Raw genomic sequence first — 19,566 nt, 5'->3', positions numbered from 1 at the left:
GCCTTTCAAAGCGCGCTGCCTTCGGGCGGGCAGGGGTATTGCGGGGCGGTGAAGGGGGCAGGGCCAAGCCCTTCGGCGGTGATCGCGGCGCGGGTGGCAGGGCGTTGCTCCAACGCCTCGGCCATGGCTTGCAACGCGGGATAGTGGTGCAGGTTGAACCAGCGCGCCGCCGCTTTCGGGTAAAGCATCGGCCAGCGCATCAGGGTGGCGGTATAGTAGGACAGCACGCAAGGCGCCGCAAACAGCGTTGGGTGGTCACTGGCGGCTTGGTTCAGCAAGCCGAAATGCCGCATCATCCGTGCGGTCAGCAAGGCGGTGTGGCCGGGCGTTGCCTCTGCCGGGACATATTGGTCGGGGTAGAACAACTGCCGCAAATCGGCATGGGCGGTATTGGACAGAAAGAACAACCATTTCAGAAAGGGTTGCCGCAGGGCATGGCCCGGCGCGGGGGCAAGCCCCGCCTCGGGATGCGCCTCGGCCAGCCACAAAAGGCAGGCGGCGGTTTCCGATATTGGCCCGTCAGGCGTGACCAGTGTGGGGATCAGCCCGCTGGGGTTCAGCGCGCGATAGGCGGCGCTGTCTTGTTGGCGGATGCGGCGATCCACCAGAACCGCGCGATAGGGCAGGCCTGCCTCCTCCATCACCAGACGCAGTATCAGCGAGGCATTGTCCGGGGCGTAGTGCAGATCATACATGCGCTTGGTCCTTTTGCTGTGTTGGGGATAGCGCAGGCTGACGCGGCGCGGCGGCCGGAAAGCGACATTTGCCACGCAATCGCGGCAGGGGCGCGTTAAGGCTATGTTCATCAATCTGTTGGAACGTAGCGCGAACACGGAGGGTTTGATGCTGCGATTGCTTGTTATTGCCTTGGTCTGGCCGCTGGCGGGCTTTGCCCAAAGCGCGGATGTCTCAGAGGGGCTGCGCGCCCGCATACTGGCCAAGCCTGACCGCTTTGAAAGTGTGATTGCCGGGCTGATCCTTGGCTATGGCAATGCCGAGGGATTGTCTGCGCAAGGGGTGGAAAACTATCTGGCGGTGGAACGCAGCAAGGTCAGGGTGCGCGAGATGCGGCGCCTGATGCTGGCGGATCTGGATGATGACGGAACCGTGACGCAGGCAGAACTGTTTGTTGTGATGTCGGCGCAGGGGGCCTCGGCGCGCGGCAGCTTGTGGCAGGCGCATAGTGCGGCGGATAAGGATGCGGATGGTGCGGTGACTTGGGCGGAACTGCATAGCCAGTCGCGCGCAGTCGCGGCCCGATCCGCCGCCGATGAGGCAACCTTGCGCAGCGTGATGGAACTGGATTTTGACAGCGACGGTTTCGTTTCCATGCAGGAATTGCGCGAAGCGGTCACGCTGATCGCGCCCCGAACCTGACATTGGGGGGGCGCAGCCGGGGGATTTGCCGAAATTGCCCCCTCGCACCGCGCGGCAGGCACCGCTATAAGAAAGCTGTAACAGTCAGCGGAGACGGAACATGGCGGCAGAGCTTTCCCCGATCGACAAGGCGAAATTTGTCGCGGCCAAGCGCGCGGTTGAGTTTGTTGAAAACGGCATGAAGCTGGGTCTTGGCACCGGGTCAACCGCCGCGTGGATGGTGCGCTGTCTGGCCGAACGCATCCGCGAGGATGGCTTGCGCGTGACGGGGGTGCCCACTTCCAGCCGCACGGCGGAACTGGCGCGCAGCCTTGGCGTGCCGATCACCAGTCTGGATGAGGCGCGCTGGCTGGACCTGACGATTGATGGCGCGGATGAGTTTGACCCCAGCCTGAACCTGATCAAGGGCGGTGGCGCGGCGCTGTTGCAAGAAAAGATCGTGGCGACCGCCAGCGACCAAATGATCGTGATCACCGATGCCGCCAAGGAGGTCGCGCAGCTTGGCGCTTTCCCCTTGCCGGTGGAGGTGATTCCCTTTGGCTGGCAAACCACCAAGGCGCTGCTGGAAGAGATGTTGGTGTCGATGGATGTGCTGAATCGCGAGTGCAGTTTGCGGATGAATGGCGCGGCGCCCTTGGTGACGGATGAAGGCAATTACATCGTCGACATGCATCTGCGCCGTATCGGCAATGCGCGGCAATTGGCGATGGTGCTGAATCAGATTCCCGGTGTGGTGGAAAACGGGTTGTTCATTGATATCTGCGATATCGTGGTCATCGGCCATGGCGATGGCCGCGTTGTGGTGCGCGACATCAACTCTGGCGAGGTGGAAGATGACCGCGTCGAATTCGTCCCCTCGGACAATATTTTCGCCGATATGGGCGATTGATCGCCCCTGCCGCGCGGGAGGGGTGCATTGCACTGCCCGGCATCTTGTGCCAGCCAAGGGGTCCCGCGCGCCGCAACAGCCCGCCGATGCCTTTTGATGAACCCCGATGCCTTCTGATGAACCAAGGAGCCTGACACCATGAGTTTTGACTATGATCTTTTCGTCATTGGTGGCGGGTCTGGTGGCGTGCGGGCGGCGCGGATTGCGGCGGGCACCCATGGGGCCAAAGTGGCGCTGGCCGAGGAATACCGCATGGGCGGCACCTGTGTCATCCGCGGCTGCGTGCCCAAAAAGCTGATGGTATTTGCCAGCGAATATCCCGACATGGTGGCGGATGCGCGCAGCTATGGCTGGGACGCGCGGATCGGTGGCTTTGACTGGTCGGCCTTTCGCGCCAAGCTGGATGCCGAACTGACCCGGCTGGAAAAAGCCTATCGCTGCGGGCTTTCGGGTGCTGGCGTGACGGTGTTTGACAGCCGCGCCGTGCTGGTCGATGCGCATACGGTCAAGCTGGCCGATGGCACGCAGGTTTCTGCCAAATATATTCTGGTGGCCACGGGCGGCGCGCCCTTCATTCCCGATGTTCCGGGGCGCGAGCTTGCGATCACCTCAAATGAGATTTTCCAGATGGACGCTTTGCCAAGCCGGGTTCTGGTGGTCGGCGGTGGCTATATCGCCTCGGAATTCGCTTGTATTCTAAATGGCTTGGGCTGTGAGGTGGCGCAATATTATCGCGGCGCGCAAATCCTGCGCGGCTTTGACGATGAGGCGCGCGGCCATGTCGCCGAGGCGATGCGCGAAAACGGCGTGGGCATCCATTGCGGCACCGATGTGATGCGGTTGGAAAAGGTGGCCGATGGGATCCGCGCGGTGGCGACCGACGGGTCAGAGCGGGTGTTTGACGCGGTGCTTTACGCCACGGGGCGCAAGCCGAATTCCTCAGGTCTGGGGTTGGAGGCTTTGGGTGTCGCGCTGGGCCGCAACGGCCAGATCGAGGTGGATGAGTATAGTCAGACGGCTGTGCCCTCGATCTTTGCGGTGGGCGATGTGACGGATCGCATCAACCTGACCCCGGTGGCCATCCGCGAGGGCCATGCCTTTGCCGATACGATCTTTGGCGGCCAGCGCCGCAAGGTGGATCACAGCCTCTTTGCCAGCGCGGTCTTTACCCAACCCGAAATGGGCACCATCGGCCTCACCGAGGAGGAAGCGCGCGAGCGCGAACCGATCGAGGTTTACGCGACCGCCTTTCGCCCCATGCAATCGGCCTTTGCGGGCCGTCCGGACCGGGTGTTGATGAAGCTGATCGTGTCGCAGGCCAGTCGCAAGATTTTGGGCTGTCACATCGTCGCACCCGGCGCAGGGGAAATGATCCAGCTTGTCGGCATTGCCGTGACAATGGGCGCCACCAAAGAGCAATTCGACGCGACAATCGCCGTTCACCCCACGATGGCGGAAGAATTGGTGACAATGCGCAGCCCGACGCGTAGGGGTTAACTTGAATTTCTGGTGAAAACCACCAGTTTAGAGAAAACGAAGTCAGATAGGATATTCAGATGGCAGGAAGCGGAGGCCCATGGGGCGGCGGTGGCGGCAACCGGGGTGATGATGGCAACGATGGGAATGATCGCCCGAACGGCGGTCGGCGTCCCGGCAATGACGGGCCACAGATTCCTGAAATTGAAGAAATCATGAAAAAAGGCCAAGAGCAGTTGCGCGTCCTGATGGGCGGGCGCGGCGGCAATGGCAACCGGCGCAATGGCGGCGGTGGTGGCGCGGGCGGTGGTGGCGGCATGGGGCCGTTGTTTACCAAGCAGGGCTTTGTGCTGGGCGGGCTGATCGCCGCTGGTCTTTGGGCTTTTGCGTCCTTTTACACGGTGAAGCCTGAAGAACGCTCGGTCGAATTGTTCCTTGGCAAGTTTTCTGCCGTGGGCAATCCGGGTCTGAACTTTGCGCCCTGGCCCTTTGTGACAGCGGAAATCGTTCAGGTGACGGGCGAACGCCAAACCGATATCGGCACCGGTCGTGGGGGTGCGATGGACAACGGGTTGATGCTGACGCGCGACCAGAACATCGTGGATATCGAATTCCAGATCGTCTGGAACGTGTCGGACCCGGCAAGCTATCTGTTCAACCTTGCCGATCCGGCGGATACGCTGCGCGCGGTGTCTGAATCCGCGATGCGCGACATCATCGCGCGGTCAGAGCTGGCACCGGTGCTGAACCGGGATCGTGGTGTGATTGCCGCCGATTTGCAGGCCGCGGTGCAAGGCACGCTGGACAGCTATGCCGCCGGCATCAACGTAGTGCGGGTGAACTTTGACAAGGCCGACCCGCCGCGCGAAGTCATCGACAGCTTCCGCGAAGTGCAGGCCGCCCAGCAGGAACGTGACCGGTTGGAGAAAGAGGCCGATGCCTATGCCAACCGTGTGACAGCCGCCGCGCGTGGTCAGTCGGCCCAGTTGACGGAAGAGGCCGAAGGCTATCGCGCCCGCGTTGTCAACGACGCACAGGGTGAGGCGAGCCGCTTCCTCTCGGTCTATGAGGAATACATCAAGGCACCGGAAGTCACCCGGCGGCGGATGTATCTGGAAACCATGGAAGGGGTCTATGCCGATATGAACAAGGTGATCCTTGACGGTGTGTCGGGGGCAGAGGCCGGGGGGCAGGGCGTTGTGCCTTATCTGCCGCTCAATAATCTGACACCTGCGCCGCGTGCGACCACTGGGGGGACGAACTGATGAACAAATCTGCAATGATCCTGCCCGCCATCGCGTTGATTGTCGCGGGTATCCTGTCCTCGGTCTTTATCGTGGATGAACGGGAGCGCGTTCTGGTGCTGCAATTCGGTCAGGTGAAGGCCGTGAAGGAAGAACCGGGTCTTGGCTTCAAAGTGCCGCTTATTCAAGAGGTTGTGCGCTATGATGACCGTATTCTGGGCCTGCTGACGCAGCCTTTGGAAGTGACCCCGCTGGATGATCGCCGTCTTGTGGTCGACGCCTTTGCGCGGTGGCGCATCGTCGATCTGGTGGATTTCCGGGAATCGGTCGGGACCGAAGGCGTGCGCGCCGCGCAGGTGCGGATTGAGCGTATTCTGAACGCCGCCATCCGCGAGGTTCTGGGTGCGGTTCCGTCGCAGCGGGTGCTGTCCGAGGACCGGACCAGCCTGATGAACCTGATCCGTGATCAGGCCCGTCGTCAGGCGCTTAGCCTTGGGGTCGAGGTGGTGGACGTGCGTCTGACCCGCACCGACCTGCCGGAACAGAACCTTGCCGCCACCTTTGCCCGGATGCGGGCCGAGCGGGAGCGCGAAGCCGCAGACGAGATTGCCCGTGGTAACGAGGCCGCGCAGCGGGTTCGCGCCAGCGCTGACCGGACCGTGGTCGAGCTGACATCGCAGGCCCGCAAGGAATCGGAAGTGATCCGCGGTGAAGCGGACGCCCAGCGGAACGCGATCTATGCCGAGGCCTTTGGCCGCGACCCGGAGTTTTTCGCCTTTACCCGCTCGCTCACCAGCTATGAGCGGGCGCTGAAAGGGGGCAATTCCTCGATCGTGATGCAGCCAGACAGCCAGTTCTTTGACTATCTGCGCAGCGATCAGGCACCCGCCGGGAATTGATCCTGAAACCATCAGCGGGCCCCGGCTTTTCAGAAAGCCGGGGCCTTTTTTATGCGAGATCAATGGGTTGTTGCGGGTTTTTGCACCGGATGGGCCCGATCTATGGCGGGCGCGAGCCGGTCGGGCGATGACAAATCTGTTCACGTCCTGTTGAGCAGGCGCGACCGGGTTTGTATTGCGCGTGAAAGCGCCTAGATTGATGTTGGTCTTGCAATGACTGCTGCGCCGCTTAGGGTTGTCCCGGCGCAGGGTTGCGAAACGATGAAGAGGAGTTTCGAGTGCAATCGAAGAGCATGTCAACCACCCGGTTCGCGGAAGATCGCCGCCAAACCGGAATGATGCGCGGCTTGACCGCGCTGGTGCTGGGTGCGGCGCTGGTTCTGGGTCAGGCGCTGTCGGTCGAGGCGCGCGGCGCCCCGGAAAGCTTTGCCGATCTGGCAGAGTCGATCAGCCCTGCGGTGGTCAATATCACCACCTCCACCACAGTCGCGGCCAGCGCGGAAGGTATCCCGCAAGTTCCCGAAGGCTCCCCGTTTGAGGATTTCTTCAGGGATTTCATGGATCGCAACGGCCAAGGCGATAACAAGCCGCGTCGGTCCGAGGCGCTGGGGTCTGGCTTTGTGATTTCCGAAGATGGTTATATCGTCACCAATAACCATGTGATCGACAAGGCCGATGAGATCGAGATTGAATTCTTTTCGGGCAAGCGTCTGGAAGCCAAGCTGATCGGCACTGACCCGAAAACCGATATCGCGCTGTTGAAAGTGGAAAGCGACACGCCGCTGCCGTTTGTGCCCTTTGGCAATTCGGACCTGATGCGTGTGGGCGATTGGGTTATTGCGATGGGCAACCCCTTGGGGCAGGGCTTCTCGGTCTCGGCCGGGATCATCTCGGCCCGTGGGCGCGCGTTGTCGGGCACCTATGACGACTATCTGCAAACCGATGCCGCGATCAACCGGGGCAACTCGGGCGGGCCATTGTTCAACATGGACGGGCAAGTGGTCGGGGTGAATACCGCGATTCTGTCGCCCACTGGTGGGTCCATCGGGATTGGCTTTTCGATGGCGTCGAATGTGGTGACCAAGGTCGTGGCGCAGCTGAAGGAGTTTGGCGAAACCCGGCGTGGCTGGTTGGGCGTGCGCATTCAGGACGTGACGCCGGATGTCGCCGAAGCGATGGGCTTGGCGGATGCCAAAGGTGCCTTGATCACCGATGTGCCAGATGGCCCCGCCAAGGACGCGGGCATGCAGGCGGGCGATGTCATCACCTCTTTCGACGGGGCTGATGTGGCCGATACGCGGGAATTGGTGCGCCGTGTGGCCGATGCCCCGGTGGGTGAGGCGGTGCGCGTGATGGTGATGCGCGATGGCAAGACGCAGACCTTGTCGGTCACGCTGGGCCGCCGCGAAACCGCCGAGGGTGAGCCGGTGCCTGCCGCCGCCGCACCCGCGCCGGAACCGTCCAGCGCCGAGTTGCTGGGCCTGACGGTGAAGCCGTTGACGGCCGAGGATGCCAAGGCGCTGGGCCTGTCGGCAGATGCGCAAGGGCTGGCCGTGATGGAGGTGGACGAAGTGTCCGAAGCCTATGCCAAGGGGTTGCGTGTGGGTGATGTGATCACCGAAGCGGGCCAGCAAAAGGTGGTGCGCGTCAAGGACTTGCAGGACCGGATTGCCGAGGCGCGTGATGCGGGCCGCAAATCCCTGTTGCTGTTGATCCGCCGTGCGGGCGACCCGCGTTTCGTGGCGCTTGGCATCGAAAAGTAACCAAGGCTTAACGTGAATATTTCAACGGGCGGCGGGGCAACCTGCCGCCCGTTTTCTATGTAATCTCGCGCAGCAGCCGCGCCCGGAAAGATCGCATCCATTCCACCCGCGCCAGCGCCAGTTCCCGCCCGGTGGCGGTGCGCATGGTTTGCGCGATGGGAAACAGCTTTACCTCCAGATGGTCCAGCGAAAAGCGTTTGTCATCCAGCGGGCGGTTTTGGGCCAGCGGGTCTTCGGCATCAAACAGCAGCCCGCCCATTGCGCCGCCGACATGGAACATCCGCGCAATCCCGATGGCGCCCAAGGCCTCTAGCCTGTCGGCGTCTTGCAGGATGGCCGCTTCGGGCGTTTCGGGGGTGATATTGGCCGAAAAGCTGTGCGTGGCGATGGCATGGGCCACGGCGGCGATTTTGGCAGGCGCAAACCCGTCAGCGGCCAGAAAAGCGCTGGCCCAGTCGGCAGAGGCGACAGAGGCGCGGGCGCGATCGGGGTGGTTTTTCGGCAGGTTCACCGCATCATGGAAATAGGCGGCAGGCAGCAGCACCTCCAGATCCGCGCCGCCTTCCTCTCGCGCAATCTCAACCGCATTGGCCCAGACCCGGTCCAGATGGCCCAGATCATGCGCGCCATCACTCTGCCCGTCCCAATGCGCAGCAATCGCGGCACGATAGCGCGCGCGGGCCTGATCTTGTGCCGGGGTCAAAACGCAAACTCCCCTGCGACAACGCCCAAGCGGCGGGCGGCGGCCAGCGACAGCCGCTCACTGTCGAGGCCAAGCGGTTCCTGATATTGCCGGATGGCGCGGCGGGTCTGCGCGTCGAATTGCCCGGTCAGGTCGCCACGGTAAAACCCCCGCGCCTTGAGCGCGCGTTGCAGGCTGGCCGTCAGGTCCAGCGTCAGAAGCTCAGGGCAGGGGGTGCGGAACCAGACCTCGCGCCGGTCTTGCACGATGCGCTGCGCGGTTTCGGTGCGGAACACGGCGGCCGAGATCAGCTCCCCCTCCGGGTTGCGCTGTTCGGGGCGCACCAGCACCTGTTCGGTGACGGTTTCGATGATGGCGGGCATGGTGTCATCGGCCCAGCAGATAGACTTGCCCTCGCTTGGCGGGGTGTCGCTGGTTTTGGTCACCAGTTCCGCCCGCAAGCTGTCGGGCAAAGGCGGTGGGGCGGGCACGCCGGGCTGGCAGCCCGCCAAGGCAAGCACAAAGAACAGGAAAGCGGCGGCGCTGCGGGGCATGGATTGCTCGGGTTTCTTCTGATTTCGCAGCACAATAGCGGCATTTCCCCCGAAGGAAAGCGCCCCGCCGCAGGCTTTGGCTGATGCGTGGCGCTTTGGTCGCGGCTTTGTGCATCATAGTGGCGCTTTTTGGCCGTTTTGTGCCGCTGGACAGGGTGGCAAATCACCCGGATTTGGCCTATGTGCAAGGCAGATACGATTACCCATCAAGGATAAGGGACGGGCATGGCGAAGATCACCTATGTAGAATTTGGCGGCAAGGAACATGTGGTTGAGGTGAAGAACGGCCTGACCGTGATGGAAGGTGCGCGCGACAACGGCATCCCGGGGATCGAGGCCGATTGCGGCGGGGCCTGTGCCTGCTCTACCTGCCATGTGTATGTGGACCCGGCTTGGGTGGCAAAGCTGCCCGCCAAGGATGGCATGGAGGAAGACATGCTCGATTTCGCCTATCAGCCAGACCCGGAGCGGTCGCGCCTGACCTGCCAGATCAAGGTGACGGATGCGCTGGACGGTTTGCGCGTTCAGATGCCCGAAAAGCAGATTTGATCCGCTTGGCGCGCGGTTTCGGCCTTTGGGCGGCGGCGCTGGCTGCGGCTATGTTTTGCGCGCCCCTGTCGGCGCAGACATGGGCGCAAGGGGCGGCGTCGTTCATTGAAACGAAAGGCGCAAGCCCCGCCCCTGCGGCTGGGTATCGCTTGCCTTGGCCGCAGTCGGCCCGGCTGTCTGGCCCTACGGATCGCTATAGCCATGATGTTTTGGGCGGGATACCGCGCTGGACGGATCTGGGCCTGCGGGCGCAGCCCTGCGCAACCTGCGACCAAGCCGCCACAGGCCAGACCATCCGCCTGCCCGAAACACTGGTGTTCGAAGATACCGGCCCCCGGCTGTGGGATGTGACCGGTGATGCCACGCCCGAGATTGTGGTGGTTGAAAGTGATCTGCGCAAAGGCGCGCGGCTGACCGTCTGGTCCTATGACACAAGCCTGACCCGGATCGCCGTGACCCCGCATATCGGGCGCGCAAATCGCTGGCTTGCGCCTTTGGGTGTGGGGGATTTCAACGCCGACGGCCAGCCCGATATCGCCTATGTCGACCGCCCGCATCTGGCGCGGGAACTGGTAATCGTGACGGTCAAAGGCAAGCGCCTTGTCGAACTGGCGCGGATGGGCGGTGTTACCAATCATCGCATCGGTGAAAGCGTGATATCCGGTGGCGTGCGCAATTGCGGGCAGGGTGCCGAGGCGATCTTGGCCAATGCCGATTGGTCAGAGGTGATGGCCGTGCGGATGGAAGGGGCGCGGCTTGTCGCGCGCAGTCTTGGGCCGCTTGCACGCAACAGTTTCAGCCGCGCGTTGGCCTGTCGCTGATCGGTCTGTGCAGGTCTTCGCCGTCAATGGCAAAGCCGCGGTGCTGAAAGAACTGCACGGCGGGAGCTGTCAGCGCCGGATCGCGCGCCGAAACCCGCAGCCATTGCCAGCCAAAGGCGCGGCCCTCGGCCTCTGCCGCGTGCAGCAACTTGGTGCCTACACCGGAATCGCGGCACCATCGGGCCACATAAAGCGCGGATATATTGGCAAAATCCCCGCCTTTTTCGGCGGCAAACCCCGCCCGCAGCACGATCACCCCCACCGGAACCTTGCCGCTATAGGCCAAATGCCCCGAACTGCCTGCCGCTTTCAGCAAACGGTCGGCTTGCGCGCCCTGTGCCGCAACCGGGGCCTCCTTCTGGAACTGCTGCAACAGCGCGATGGCATCTGCCTCATAGGGCTGCCGGATCGGGAACAGGGCGACGATGGCGCGCATCACAAACCCTTTGGTGCTTGGGCAGGCCAATCGGTGGCGTGGTGATAGGCTTGGCCCATCGCCAGAACCTCGGCATCCGCCCCATTGCGCCCGATCAGTTGTATCCCCATCGGCAAGCTATGGGCCCCAAAGCCCGCAGGCAGCGCCAGCGCAGGCAGGCCCGCAAGACTGGCCGGGATCACCACTTCCATCCAGCGGTGATAGCTGTCCATCGCAACCCCGTTGATGCTTTGCGGCCAGCGCCACTCCGCCGGGAAGGGCCAGACCTGCGCCGAGGGCAGCACCAGCGCGTCAAATTGGTCAAACAACCGCGCCGCCCGTGCATACCAGCGCGACCGGATGACCGAGGCGTCGTAGACCGCCTGCGCGCTCAGGGTCAGGCCTTGCTCAATCTCCCAAAGGGTTTCGGGTTTGGTCAGCGCCCGCTGCGCCGGGTCGTCGTAAAGCGCGCGCTTGGCCCCCGCATTCAGCATGGCGCGCAAGGTGGTCCAGGCCTGCCACAACTGGGCGGCAGGGAAGGGGGGCGCCAAAGGTTCCACCACTGCCCCCAGCGCCTCTAACACCTGCAAAGCGGCCTCCGATTGCGCCAATATCCCCGGCTCCATCGCATAGGCCCCGCCCCAATCACCCAGCCAGCCAATCCGCTTGCCGCGCAGATCGGCGGGTTGCGGCGGCGTAAAGCGCGCGCTCCGGCCAAAGGGGACGCGTGGGTTTTCGCCCGCCTGCACATTCAGCAATAGCGCAAGGTCATCAATCGTCCGCGCCATCGGCCCTTCGGTCGCCAGCGTCGCCAGAAACGTATCGCCCACCGCATCCCCCGGCACCAAACCCCAGGTCGGGCGAAAGCCGTAGACATTGCAAAACGCCGCCGGATTGCGCAGCGATCCCATCATGTCCGACCCATCGGCAACCGCCAGCATCCGTGCCGCCAGCGCCGCCGCCGCCCCGCCCGAAGACCCGCCTGCCGTCCGGCTCAGATCATAGGGGTTGCGCGTCACCCCATGCACCGGGTTGAAACTATGCGATCCTTGCCCCCATTCCGGCGTGTTGGTCTTGCCGATGAAAATCGCCCCCGCCGCCCGCATCCTCGCGGCCAGAATATCATCCGCCGCAGGCACGAACTCCGCAAAAACCGCAGAGCCATAGGTCGTCCGCAAACCCTTGGTCGCGACCAGATCCTTCACCGCCAGCGGCAAACCGTGCAAAGCCCCCCGCACCTCCGCCGCATCCGCCGCCCGCGCTTCCGCCATCAGATCCTCAGCGTCGCGCAGGCTGACAATGGCATTCACCGCAGGGTTCACTGCGTCAATCCGGGCCAGAAAAGTCGCCATCACCTCGGCGCAAGACATCTCGCGCCGCGCCACGCGCCTCAGAACCTCTGTCGCAGACCAGCCCGTCACCTCCACAGTCTTGCCCTTCATCTATTTGAAAATATCTTGGGGGTTTGGGGGCAAAGCCCCCAATCCTTCGCTTGTGGGGGCAAAGCCCCCGGGCCTTCGCTTGTCGGGGCAAAGCCCCCAATCCTTCGTTTCTGGGGGCAAAGCCCCCAGCGGGGCGGCGGGGGTTCGATGCCCCCGCCGCGCCGGTTCCCTTATTTCTGCAATTCGGTCCAGATCGCTGTCAGATATTCCTGCGATTTCTGGCTGCATGTCGGCAAGAACCGCCCCGCCTTGGCATGTTCTTCCGGCGTCACCACTTCGGGCGCGGTTTTCATATCCTCTGGCATGAACTCCGCCGATCCGGCAATCCCATTGGCATAGCGCGCAAAGGCCGAAATCATCGCGGCATTTTCCGGCAGCATGATGAAATCAATGAACTTATAGGCGTTGTCCACATTCTTGGCATCCGACAGCAGCGCCACCGAATCCATGAACAAGGGATAACCCTCACGCGGGTAACCAAAGGCCACGTCCGGGTTTGCCAGACGCGCCCGCATGGTCGAACCGTTCCAGTTCACCGATGCCGCCCAGTCATTGTTCGACAGTTTCTCGGTCGCACCGTAATCCATCGCCAGCCAATCCGCCTTGGCCGCCACCACCAGATCGCGCACTTTCTTCAGCACTTCGGTGTCTTCGGTGCAAGGCTCACCGCCCACGTTGAAAATCGCCATGTTCAACACATCGGTCATTTCCGGCACGACGTTGATCTTGCCCTTCAACTCCTCTGGCACGCGCAGGAAAATATCCGACGTGTTGATATCGCCCTTATAGACAGAGGTGTTGACCGCCACACCAACCGAGCCCCATTGCCACGGCACCGAATATTGGCGCCCCTCATCCCAAGGCACGTTCACCCATTCCGGCGCGATATTGCCCTTGTTGGCCAGCTTGCTGTCATCCAGCTTTTGCACCAGCCCTTTCTCGATCCAGATCGGGATGTAATTGGCCGACGGCACCACAAGGTCAAAGCCTGACCCGCCGGCCTCGACCTTGGCCAAGGCAGCTGTGTTGCTGTCATAATCCGTCACCACCACCTTGATGCCGGTTTCTTCCTCGAACTTCTTCAGCAGATCGGGCGAGGTATAGTTGCCCCAGTTATACAGCTGCAATTCGCCTTCGGCTGCCGCAAGCGCGGTGCTTGCCAGCAGCAGGGCCGTTGCCGTTACGATCTTTTTCATATGTCGTCTCCCTTGGTTGGTTTTTTGTTTTCAGTCTTTCTTGCGCGTCAAAAGGAAAAACGCGGTCAGCAGCAGGACCGTCAGCGCCAGCAACACGGTCGAGATCGCGTTGACCTCGGGTGTGATGGCCCGGCGCATCTGGCCCAGCATATAGGTGGGCAGTGTATCCTGCCCGCCGGATTTTACAAATTCGGTGATCACCACGTCATCCAGACTGATGACAAAGGCAAGCATGGCCCCCGCGATGATCCCCGGCAACATCAAGGGCAGGGTGACAAAGCGAAAGGCCTGCCAATGGCTGGCGTAAAGATCGGCGGCAGCGGTTTCCAGCGTCAGGTCCATCCCTTCCAGCCGCGCGCGAATGGGCAGATAGGCGAAGGGGATGCAAAAGGCGGCATGGGCGATGATCAGGTAGATCAAGCCATTATACCCCGTCGCCACCTTGATCGAGGCAAAGAAGATCAGCAGCGCCACCGCTGTCACGATCTCGGGCACCATCAGGGGTTGGTTGATCATCACATAGATGAAGGTTTGCCCCTTGAACGCCTTTCTGCGCGTGGTGCCAAGGGCTGCCATGGTTGCCACCGTCGTCGCAATGGCCGAAGCAGAGGCCGCGATGAGGAGCGAGCGATAGGTCGCCCCTTTGACAGCCTCATTTTCCCAAGCGGTGGTATACCAATCCAGCGAGAATCCTTCCCACACGGCGACCGATTGGCCCGCATTGAAGCTATAGACGACCAATGTGATGATCGGCAGATAAAGCAGCACAAAGGCCGTCAGCGCGATGCTGCGAAAGCCGGGCAGGCGGGCGACTTCAAAGCTGCGGTCAGCCATGCGGGTTGCCCTCCTTGTTGGCGGCGCGCACATAGACCAGCAGCGCCACCATCACCACGACCAGCAGCGTCATCGACAGCGCCGCCCCCAGCGGCCAGTTGCGCCCTTGGCCGAATTGCAATTCAATGAAGTTGCCGATCATCATATTCTTGCCGCCCCCCAGCACGCGCGGGGTCACATAGGCCCCGAGTGAGGGCACAAAGACAAGGATGGACCCCGCCACGATCCCCGGCTTCACGATGGGCAGGATCACCCGGCGCAGCACGCGCCAGCGGCTGGCATAGAGGTCATAGCCCGCCTCCAGCAGGCGCATATCAAACCGGTCGATCGCGGCGTATAGCGGCAGCACCATCAGCGGCAGATAGACATAGGCCATCCCGATCAGCACTGCGGTATCGGTGTAAATGATGCGGATGGGTTCCGAAATCACGCCCAGCCAGATCAGCGAGGTGTTCAGCAAGCCCTCATTGCGGATCACCTCATTGATCGCCACGGTGCGGATCAACAGGTTGGTCCAGAAGGGAATGGTGATCAGGAACAGCCAGAAGGCGCGCTGTGCGGGCGGGCGCGTGGCGATGAACCACGCCGTCGGAAAGCCCACGGCAAAGGTGATCGCCGTGGTCAACAAGGACAGTTTGACCGAGCGCCAGAAGATCGACAAATGCGCATCGGCCAGTTTCAGCGTGCCGTCAAAGATATCGCGGGTATAAAGGATGCTGACCCAGCCGTTCAGATCGAAATCCCAGATCACATTGCCATATTGGCCCGGTGTCAGGAAAGAATAGGTCAGCACGATCAGCAGCGGGCCAGAGGCCGCGAAGACCAACACAATCAGCGCGGGCGTTGACAAGAGCCACGCAGAACGGGTGCGCGCGGCTTCGGCCTTTTTTTCGGCGTCAGAGGACATCAGATCAATCCTCCAACACTTGCAGGGCATCGGCGGGCAGGATCACGCCGACCTCATCGCCGGTTTTCAAATCCATTGCGCCAGTGGCGGGAATTTGCTGGCGGGCGACGATCTGGCTGCCATCGGACAGCGACAGATGCACATGGGTATCGGTGCCGAAATAGACGGTCGAGGCGACACGGGCGGGCATCGCCCCTGCGCTGCCCGTGGCGACAAGGCGCAGTTGTTCAGGGCGAATGGCAAGGCTTACAGCGCCTTGTTTCGTCACCAGATCAACGGCAGCCCCATTGTGCAGCACCACCTGCCGCCCATCGCTTTTCCCGGTCAGGAAATTCGTCTCGCCGATGAAACTGGCGACAAAGCGGTTGGCGGGACGGGTATAGATATCGCGCGGCGAGCCTGTCTGCTGGATATGGCCTGCCGACATCACGGCGATGCGGTCGCTCATGGTCAGGGCTTCTTCCTGATCATGGGTGACGAAAACGAAGGTGATGCCGGTTTCCATTTGCAGGCGTTTCAATTCAATCTGCATTTCCTTGCGCAGCTTGAGGTCCAGCGCCGACAGCGGTTCATCCAGCAACAGAACCTTGGGCGTGGGGGCCAAGGCGCGGGCCAGTGCCACGCGCTGCTGTTGACCACCTGAAAGCTGGCTGGTCTTGCGGCTGGCCATCGGTTCCAGTTGCACCAGCGCCAGCATCCGCGCTACGGTTTCCTTGATTTCCGCGCGGGGGCGGTTCTGCATTTCCAAACCAAAGCCGATATTCTGCGCCACCGTCAGATGCGGAAACAGCGCATAGCTTTGGAACACCGTGTTCACCGGGCGCTTGTTGGGGGGCAGATGGGTGATATCTTCGCCGCCCAGCAAAATCTGGCCAGAGGTGGGTGTTTCAAATCCTGCGATCAGGCGCAGCAAGGTGGTCTTGCCACAGCCCGAGGGGCCAAGCAGGGTAAAAAATTCGCCTTGCCGGATTTGCACCGAGACATCGTCCAGCGCTTTGACAGCCACCGCCCCCTGCCCAAAGGCCTTGACGGCGTTGCGGGCTTCGACGGCGATGGGCATGGTGGTCATGCTTGGCTCCCTATGGCTCATGGCTCTACCCTAAGCGCTTGGTTTTAAGGATGGCAAGGGTCTTTACCAATTGGTCTAGAATGCAGCGGCCCAAAGCGGGGGGTGATGGTGGCCCCAAGGGGCGGCCCGTTCCAGCTCTGCACACAGGGCGATCAATTCTTCATCATTTCCGAAACGGCTGGCCAGATGGATGCCGATGGGCAGGCCCGTGCTGGACCAGCCCAAGGGGACCGAGGCGGCAGGTTGGCCGCTGGCGTTGAACACCGCGCAAAAGGGCGAATAGGCAAACACGCGCCCCGGCCCGATGCGGTAATCGACATAATCCTCGGGCTGGTGGTTGAAGCGCCCGATCTCGGCCGGGGGTTCGGCAAGCGTCGCGCTCAGGATCACATCGGGGGCGTTGGGGCCATCAAAAACGGCGGCCATTTCGCGGCCAAAGGCGTGAATTTCATTGACCGCTTCGAGGTAGCGGGTGGGGTGCAGGGTGTCGGCATGGGCCAGCGCACCGCGCGCCACACCTTCGACCAGATCGGGCGACAGCGGGCGGGATTTCAACGCTTTGCGGATGGACAGCGCGGTGCCGATGGCGACGATATCGGTCCAGGCCCGCATCATGCCAAGGGTATTGGCGCGGGGCAGGCCGGGGGTGATGTGGTGGCCAAGGTCTTGCAGCAGGCGGGCGGTTTGATGCACCGCTGCTGCGCAATCGGGGTGGATCGCCTCTCCGGTGAAGCTGGTATCGCAGAGCATCACCCGCATCCGGCGCGGAGGACGGCTGATCGCATCGGCATGGCTGCGGCGCAGGGGCGGGGCGACATAGGGCGCGCCAAGGTCTGCGCCTTCGCAGGCATCCAGCATCAGGGCCGTGTCGCGCACTGACCGGGTCAGGAAGCCGTCGATGGCCATGCCCGCCCAGCCTTCGCCGACATAGGGGCCATCGGGAAGCCGCGCCCGCGTGGGTTTGAACCCGAACAGCCCGCAAGAGGATGCCGGTATCCGCACCGAGCCGCCGCCATCGGACCCATGCGCAAAGGGCACGATGCCCGCCGCCACCGCCGCCCCCGCACCACCAGACGACCCGCCGGGCGTATGCGCGAGGCCCCAAGGGTTGCGGGTCGGCCCGCCATAGACCGCCGCCTCGGTCGCGGGGCCGATGCCACCTTCGGGGGCGGTGGTGCGCCCGAAGGTCACGACCCCGGTGGCGCGGATGCGGGCGAAGATGCTGGAATCCATGCCGTAACGCGTATTGGCCAGCAACCGCGAGCCGTTATGCGACGGGAACTCCACCGCCTCACAGCCCAGATCCTTGAGCAGGAAGGGCACGCCGCGAAACGGGCCTTGCGGCAGGCCTGCGGCGATATGGGCGCGGGCTGCGGCCTCTTGCATCAGCACCACGGCGTTCAGATCGGGGTTCAGCCGGGCCACCGCCGCCAAGGCCGCGTCCAGCAATTCGGTGGGGCTGACGCTGCCCGCCGCGACCATTCGGGCAAGATGGGTGGCATCGGGTTGGGGGGCAGGGTGGGACATCGGCGCGCCTTTCGCAGGACTGTTTCGCGCTTAGTCTGCGGGCGAAGCCTTGCGTTTGTCCATCACTGCTTTGATTTCCATCTCGATCCGGGTCGGGTTGATCGGTTTGGCCAGATAGCCATCAATCCCTTGCGACAGATTGAAGGCGCGTTGTTCCGGCAAGGCGTCTGCCGTCATCGCGATCACCGGAAGGCTGCCCGCAGGCCCCGGCATTGCCCGCAGACGTTTGAGCGTTTGCAAACCGCTCATCCCCGGCATGTTCAGGTCCAGCAGGATCAGATCGGGCAAGGTGGTAGACAAGATCTCCAGCGCCTTTTCGCCGCTGTCCGCTTCGATCATCGAAGCCCCCAGCATCCTAAGATAGGTAGAGGCAACCAGCCGGTTGGTGGCAATATCGTCGATCACCAGCACCCGCAACCCAGAGGCCACGCTTGCCGCCACGGGGGGCTGTGTATAGGCCTTGGGCGGTTGCGTTTTTTGCCGGGCAGTGGGCAGGGCAACGCTGGGCGAAGGTGGCACATCCGCAGGCGCGGGCCGGACCGCCAGTGTCAGGATAAACCGCGCGCCGCTTTGGCGGGGGCTGTTGGGCGCAAGCGTCAGGTCGCCCCCCATATGGCGGGCCATGCTGCGGCAGATCGACAGGCCAAGCCCGTTGCCACCTGCGCCGCCGCGGGTGTTGCGCGCCTGTGAGAAGGGTTCGAAAATCGCGCGATGCTGCGCGGAGGGGATGCCGGGGCCGGTATCGGCCACCTCGATTTCCAGCAATTCCGACCCGTTTATGGCCTCGGTCAGGCGGGCGGAAATATGCACCCCGCCGCGCGGCGTGTTTTTCAGCGCATTGGACAGCAGGTTCGACAAGCATTGCCGCAGGCGCTGCGGGTCCAGCAGTTTTGGCGCGGTCAGCATGGGGGACAAGCTGTGGTTCAGGCTTAACCCGGCAGCAGTGGCGGCAGGCTGGAACAGCGCAAGGGCGGCCAAAATCTCATCCTGCGGGCGGACGGCTTCGGGGCGGATGGGCAGGCGGCCCGCATCCAGCGCCGACATATCCAGAATATCATCGAGAATGGTCGAAAGCCCTTCGGCCGAGGCGATAAGGACGGACAGCCGGTTCTGGCTTAACGCGTCCTTGTTGCGGCGCAGTTCGGCATGACCCATGCCCAGAATGGCATTTAGCGGGGTGCGCAACTCATGGCTCATCTGGGCCAGAAACCGGCTTTTCGCCTTGTCATTCGCCAGCGCTTCGGCCCGGTCCGTGGCCGAGACTTTGTGCAGCCGGTGGTTGGAATGCATCGCGATGATCGTATACCAGAAGGCGCAGACAATCGCGAGGGTCGAGACGCCAAACCCGACAAGGTTGCTCTCCGTGACCAGCCAGTGATGGCTGTTCAAGACCCCCGTAATAAGCGCTACAGCCGACAGCCCGATATAGCCAAAGGGCAGATGGCTGGCCCGCACCAGCGCCAGTTGCAGCAGTTGCGACATCAGGACGCCGACCGCCAGGGATTGTCCGTAGCTATCCGCCATCAACCACGTCAGCGAGGCCGCAAGCGTCAGGTAGGCCTCGCGCAGAAAGGACAGACCCGCGACAAGGATATAGCGCTGGGCGTGCCGTTTGGGGGACAGCGCGCGCATGTAGCGCATCGCAAGGATGTCGCAGCCGACATTGCCGATCATGCAGATCAGTGCCACCCAGATCGGCAGATAGATCGCGGTGATGCCGATGGCTGCGATCGACAGCAGGTTCCGGCTGAGGGCCTCGCCCCGCAGCAGATCGCGTTGACGGGCGATCTCGTGTATTTCGGTCCGGCCGGTCTGCATTTTGGGTGGCGGTCCTGTCCTGTGCGGTTGAAGGGGCCGGTGAAAGGGGCGGCTGGCGTTATGTCTGCCACCTGATAGGGTGGCAGTCAGGCCGTGGTGGTCAA

Annotated in this window: 19 protein-coding genes; 8 read left to right on the top strand and 11 right to left on the bottom strand. The window is 62.7% G+C overall.

The genetic code is table 11. From position 1 onward, the window contains the following. Positions 1 to 5: 5 nt before the first annotated feature. The gene (locus tag EGN72_RS05190; RefSeq protein ID WP_127045587.1) at positions 6 to 695 is read right to left on the bottom strand and encodes a glutathione S-transferase family protein; all 690 of its coding nucleotides are present in this window, start codon (positions 693 to 695) and stop codon (positions 6 to 8) included. A gap of 148 nt (positions 696 to 843) precedes the next feature. On the opposite strand from EGN72_RS05190, the gene EGN72_RS05185 reads away from it, so the two are divergent. From EGN72_RS05185 to EGN72_RS05160, 6 genes are all read left to right on the top strand, one after another. Further along, on the top strand, positions 844 to 1,377 hold the full coding sequence (locus EGN72_RS05185; RefSeq protein ID WP_158623139.1) for a hypothetical protein: 534 nt from the start codon (positions 844 to 846) through the stop codon (positions 1,375 to 1,377). 100 nt (positions 1,378 to 1,477) lie between these two features. Further along, the gene (gene rpiA, locus EGN72_RS05180) at positions 1,478 to 2,266 is read left to right on the top strand and encodes a ribose-5-phosphate isomerase RpiA (protein WP_127045585.1); all 789 of its coding nucleotides are present in this window, start codon (positions 1,478 to 1,480) and stop codon (positions 2,264 to 2,266) included. Between the two features lie 138 nt (positions 2,267 to 2,404). Then, complete coding sequence (gor, locus tag EGN72_RS05175; protein ID WP_127045584.1) at positions 2,405 to 3,763, top strand: glutathione-disulfide reductase; 1,359 nt, start codon at positions 2,405 to 2,407, stop codon at positions 3,761 to 3,763. Positions 3,764 to 3,822: 59 nt separating this feature from the next. Further along, a complete protein-coding gene (hflK, locus tag EGN72_RS05170) occupies positions 3,823 to 5,007 on the top strand; it encodes an FtsH protease activity modulator HflK (RefSeq protein ID WP_127045583.1) in 1,185 nt (394 codons plus the stop codon). Further along, on the top strand, positions 5,007 to 5,885 hold the full coding sequence (gene hflC / locus EGN72_RS05165) for a protease modulator HflC (RefSeq protein WP_127045582.1): 879 nt from the start codon (positions 5,007 to 5,009) through the stop codon (positions 5,883 to 5,885). The genes hflK and hflC overlap by 1 nt, the downstream gene beginning before the upstream one ends. Positions 5,886 to 6,178: 293 nt before the next feature. Continuing rightward, on the top strand, positions 6,179 to 7,648 hold the full coding sequence (locus EGN72_RS05160; protein WP_127045618.1) for a DegQ family serine endoprotease: 1,470 nt from the start codon (positions 6,179 to 6,181) through the stop codon (positions 7,646 to 7,648). 55 nt (positions 7,649 to 7,703) lie between these two features. Here EGN72_RS05160 and EGN72_RS05155 read toward each other — a convergent pair whose 3' ends face one another. Next, a complete protein-coding gene (locus EGN72_RS05155) occupies positions 7,704 to 8,351 on the bottom strand; it encodes an HD domain-containing protein (protein WP_127045581.1) in 648 nt (215 codons plus the stop codon). After that, positions 8,348 to 8,884 carry a peptidoglycan-binding domain-containing protein gene (locus tag EGN72_RS05150; protein ID WP_127045580.1) on the bottom strand — a complete coding sequence of 179 codons (537 nt, stop codon included), beginning with the start codon at positions 8,882 to 8,884 and terminating at the stop codon, positions 8,348 to 8,350. The genes EGN72_RS05155 and EGN72_RS05150 overlap by 4 nt, the downstream gene beginning before the upstream one ends. Positions 8,885 to 9,109: 225 nt before the next feature. Between EGN72_RS05150 and EGN72_RS05145 the strand changes: the two genes are divergently transcribed. Further along, complete coding sequence (locus tag EGN72_RS05145; protein WP_127045579.1) at positions 9,110 to 9,433, top strand: 2Fe-2S iron-sulfur cluster-binding protein; 324 nt, start codon at positions 9,110 to 9,112, stop codon at positions 9,431 to 9,433. Beyond that, complete coding sequence (locus tag EGN72_RS05140) at positions 9,430 to 10,254, top strand: VCBS repeat-containing protein (RefSeq protein ID WP_233587036.1); 825 nt, start codon at positions 9,430 to 9,432, stop codon at positions 10,252 to 10,254. Before EGN72_RS05145 ends, EGN72_RS05140 begins: the two co-directional genes overlap by 4 nt. Here EGN72_RS05140 and EGN72_RS05135 read toward each other — a convergent pair. From EGN72_RS05135 to EGN72_RS05100, 8 genes are all read right to left on the bottom strand, one after another. Next, entirely contained in the window at positions 10,229 to 10,690 is a 462-nt protein-coding gene (locus EGN72_RS05135) for a GNAT family N-acetyltransferase (RefSeq protein ID WP_127045578.1), read from the bottom strand. The two genes, EGN72_RS05140 and EGN72_RS05135, sit on opposite strands and share 26 nt — an antisense overlap. Continuing rightward, entirely contained in the window at positions 10,690 to 12,111 is a 1,422-nt protein-coding gene (locus tag EGN72_RS05130) for an amidase (RefSeq protein WP_199743703.1), read from the bottom strand. Before EGN72_RS05130 ends, EGN72_RS05135 begins: the two co-directional genes overlap by 1 nt. Positions 12,112 to 12,281: 170 nt before the next feature. After that, positions 12,282 to 13,307 (bottom strand): extracellular solute-binding protein, encoded by a 1,026-nt coding sequence (locus EGN72_RS05125; protein WP_127045577.1) that lies wholly within the window; start codon positions 13,305 to 13,307, stop codon positions 12,282 to 12,284. A 30-nt stretch (positions 13,308 to 13,337) separates the two neighbouring features. Continuing rightward, positions 13,338 to 14,141 (bottom strand): ABC transporter permease, encoded by an 804-nt coding sequence (locus EGN72_RS05120; RefSeq protein WP_127045576.1) that lies wholly within the window; start codon positions 14,139 to 14,141, stop codon positions 13,338 to 13,340. Beyond that, entirely contained in the window at positions 14,134 to 15,048 is a 915-nt protein-coding gene (locus EGN72_RS05115; RefSeq protein ID WP_127045575.1) for an ABC transporter permease, read from the bottom strand. The genes EGN72_RS05120 and EGN72_RS05115 overlap by 8 nt, the downstream gene beginning before the upstream one ends. Before the next feature lie 4 nt (positions 15,049 to 15,052). Then, entirely contained in the window at positions 15,053 to 16,108 is a 1,056-nt protein-coding gene (locus EGN72_RS05110) for an ABC transporter ATP-binding protein (protein ID WP_127045615.1), read from the bottom strand. An 84-nt stretch (positions 16,109 to 16,192) separates the two neighbouring features. Next, a complete protein-coding gene (locus tag EGN72_RS05105; RefSeq protein ID WP_127045574.1) occupies positions 16,193 to 17,644 on the bottom strand; it encodes an amidase in 1,452 nt (483 codons plus the stop codon). A gap of 30 nt (positions 17,645 to 17,674) precedes the next feature. Then, positions 17,675 to 19,462 carry an ATP-binding protein gene (locus tag EGN72_RS05100; protein ID WP_127045573.1) on the bottom strand — a complete coding sequence of 596 codons (1,788 nt, stop codon included), beginning with the start codon at positions 19,460 to 19,462 and terminating at the stop codon, positions 17,675 to 17,677. Positions 19,463 to 19,566: the final 104 nt, after the last annotated feature.

Source organism: Pseudorhodobacter sp. E13, from assembly GCF_003991405.1.
Taxonomy (GTDB): Bacteria; Pseudomonadota; Alphaproteobacteria; order Rhodobacterales; family Rhodobacteraceae; genus Pseudorhodobacter.
This window is presented reverse-complemented; position numbering and strand designations above follow the sequence as displayed.

Bases quoted from the DNA above. Each gene is read 5' to 3' on its own strand.
- EGN72_RS05190 (WP_127045587.1), bottom strand. From the start codon at position 695: ATGTATGATCTGCACTACGCCCCGGACAATGCCTCGCTGATACTGCGT.
- EGN72_RS05185 (WP_158623139.1), top strand. From the start codon at position 844: ATGCTGCGATTGCTTGTTATTGCCTTGGTCTGGCCGCTGGCGGGCTTT.
- rpiA (WP_127045585.1), top strand. From the start codon at position 1,478: ATGGCGGCAGAGCTTTCCCCGATCGACAAGGCGAAATTTGTCGCGGCC.
- gor (WP_127045584.1), top strand. From the start codon at position 2,405: ATGAGTTTTGACTATGATCTTTTCGTCATTGGTGGCGGGTCTGGTGGC.
- hflK (WP_127045583.1), top strand. From the start codon at position 3,823: ATGGCAGGAAGCGGAGGCCCATGGGGCGGCGGTGGCGGCAACCGGGGT.
- hflC (WP_127045582.1), top strand. From the start codon at position 5,007: ATGAACAAATCTGCAATGATCCTGCCCGCCATCGCGTTGATTGTCGCG.
- EGN72_RS05160 (WP_127045618.1), top strand. From the start codon at position 6,179: ATGTCAACCACCCGGTTCGCGGAAGATCGCCGCCAAACCGGAATGATG.
- EGN72_RS05150 (WP_127045580.1), bottom strand. From the start codon at position 8,884: ATGCCCCGCAGCGCCGCCGCTTTCCTGTTCTTTGTGCTTGCCTTGGCG.
- EGN72_RS05145 (WP_127045579.1), top strand. From the start codon at position 9,110: ATGGCGAAGATCACCTATGTAGAATTTGGCGGCAAGGAACATGTGGTT.
- EGN72_RS05135 (WP_127045578.1), bottom strand. From the start codon at position 10,690: ATGCGCGCCATCGTCGCCCTGTTCCCGATCCGGCAGCCCTATGAGGCA.
- EGN72_RS05130 (WP_199743703.1), bottom strand. From the start codon at position 12,111: ATGAAGGGCAAGACTGTGGAGGTGACGGGCTGGTCTGCGACAGAGGTT.
- EGN72_RS05125 (WP_127045577.1), bottom strand. From the start codon at position 13,307: ATGAAAAAGATCGTAACGGCAACGGCCCTGCTGCTGGCAAGCACCGCG.
- EGN72_RS05120 (WP_127045576.1), bottom strand. From the start codon at position 14,141: ATGGCTGACCGCAGCTTTGAAGTCGCCCGCCTGCCCGGCTTTCGCAGC.
- EGN72_RS05115 (WP_127045575.1), bottom strand. From the start codon at position 15,048: ATGTCCTCTGACGCCGAAAAAAAGGCCGAAGCCGCGCGCACCCGTTCT.
- EGN72_RS05110 (WP_127045615.1), bottom strand. From the start codon at position 16,108: ATGCCCATCGCCGTCGAAGCCCGCAACGCCGTCAAGGCCTTTGGGCAG.
- EGN72_RS05105 (WP_127045574.1), bottom strand. From the start codon at position 17,644: ATGTCCCACCCTGCCCCCCAACCCGATGCCACCCATCTTGCCCGAATG.
- EGN72_RS05100 (WP_127045573.1), bottom strand. From the start codon at position 19,462: ATGCAGACCGGCCGGACCGAAATACACGAGATCGCCCGTCAACGCGAT.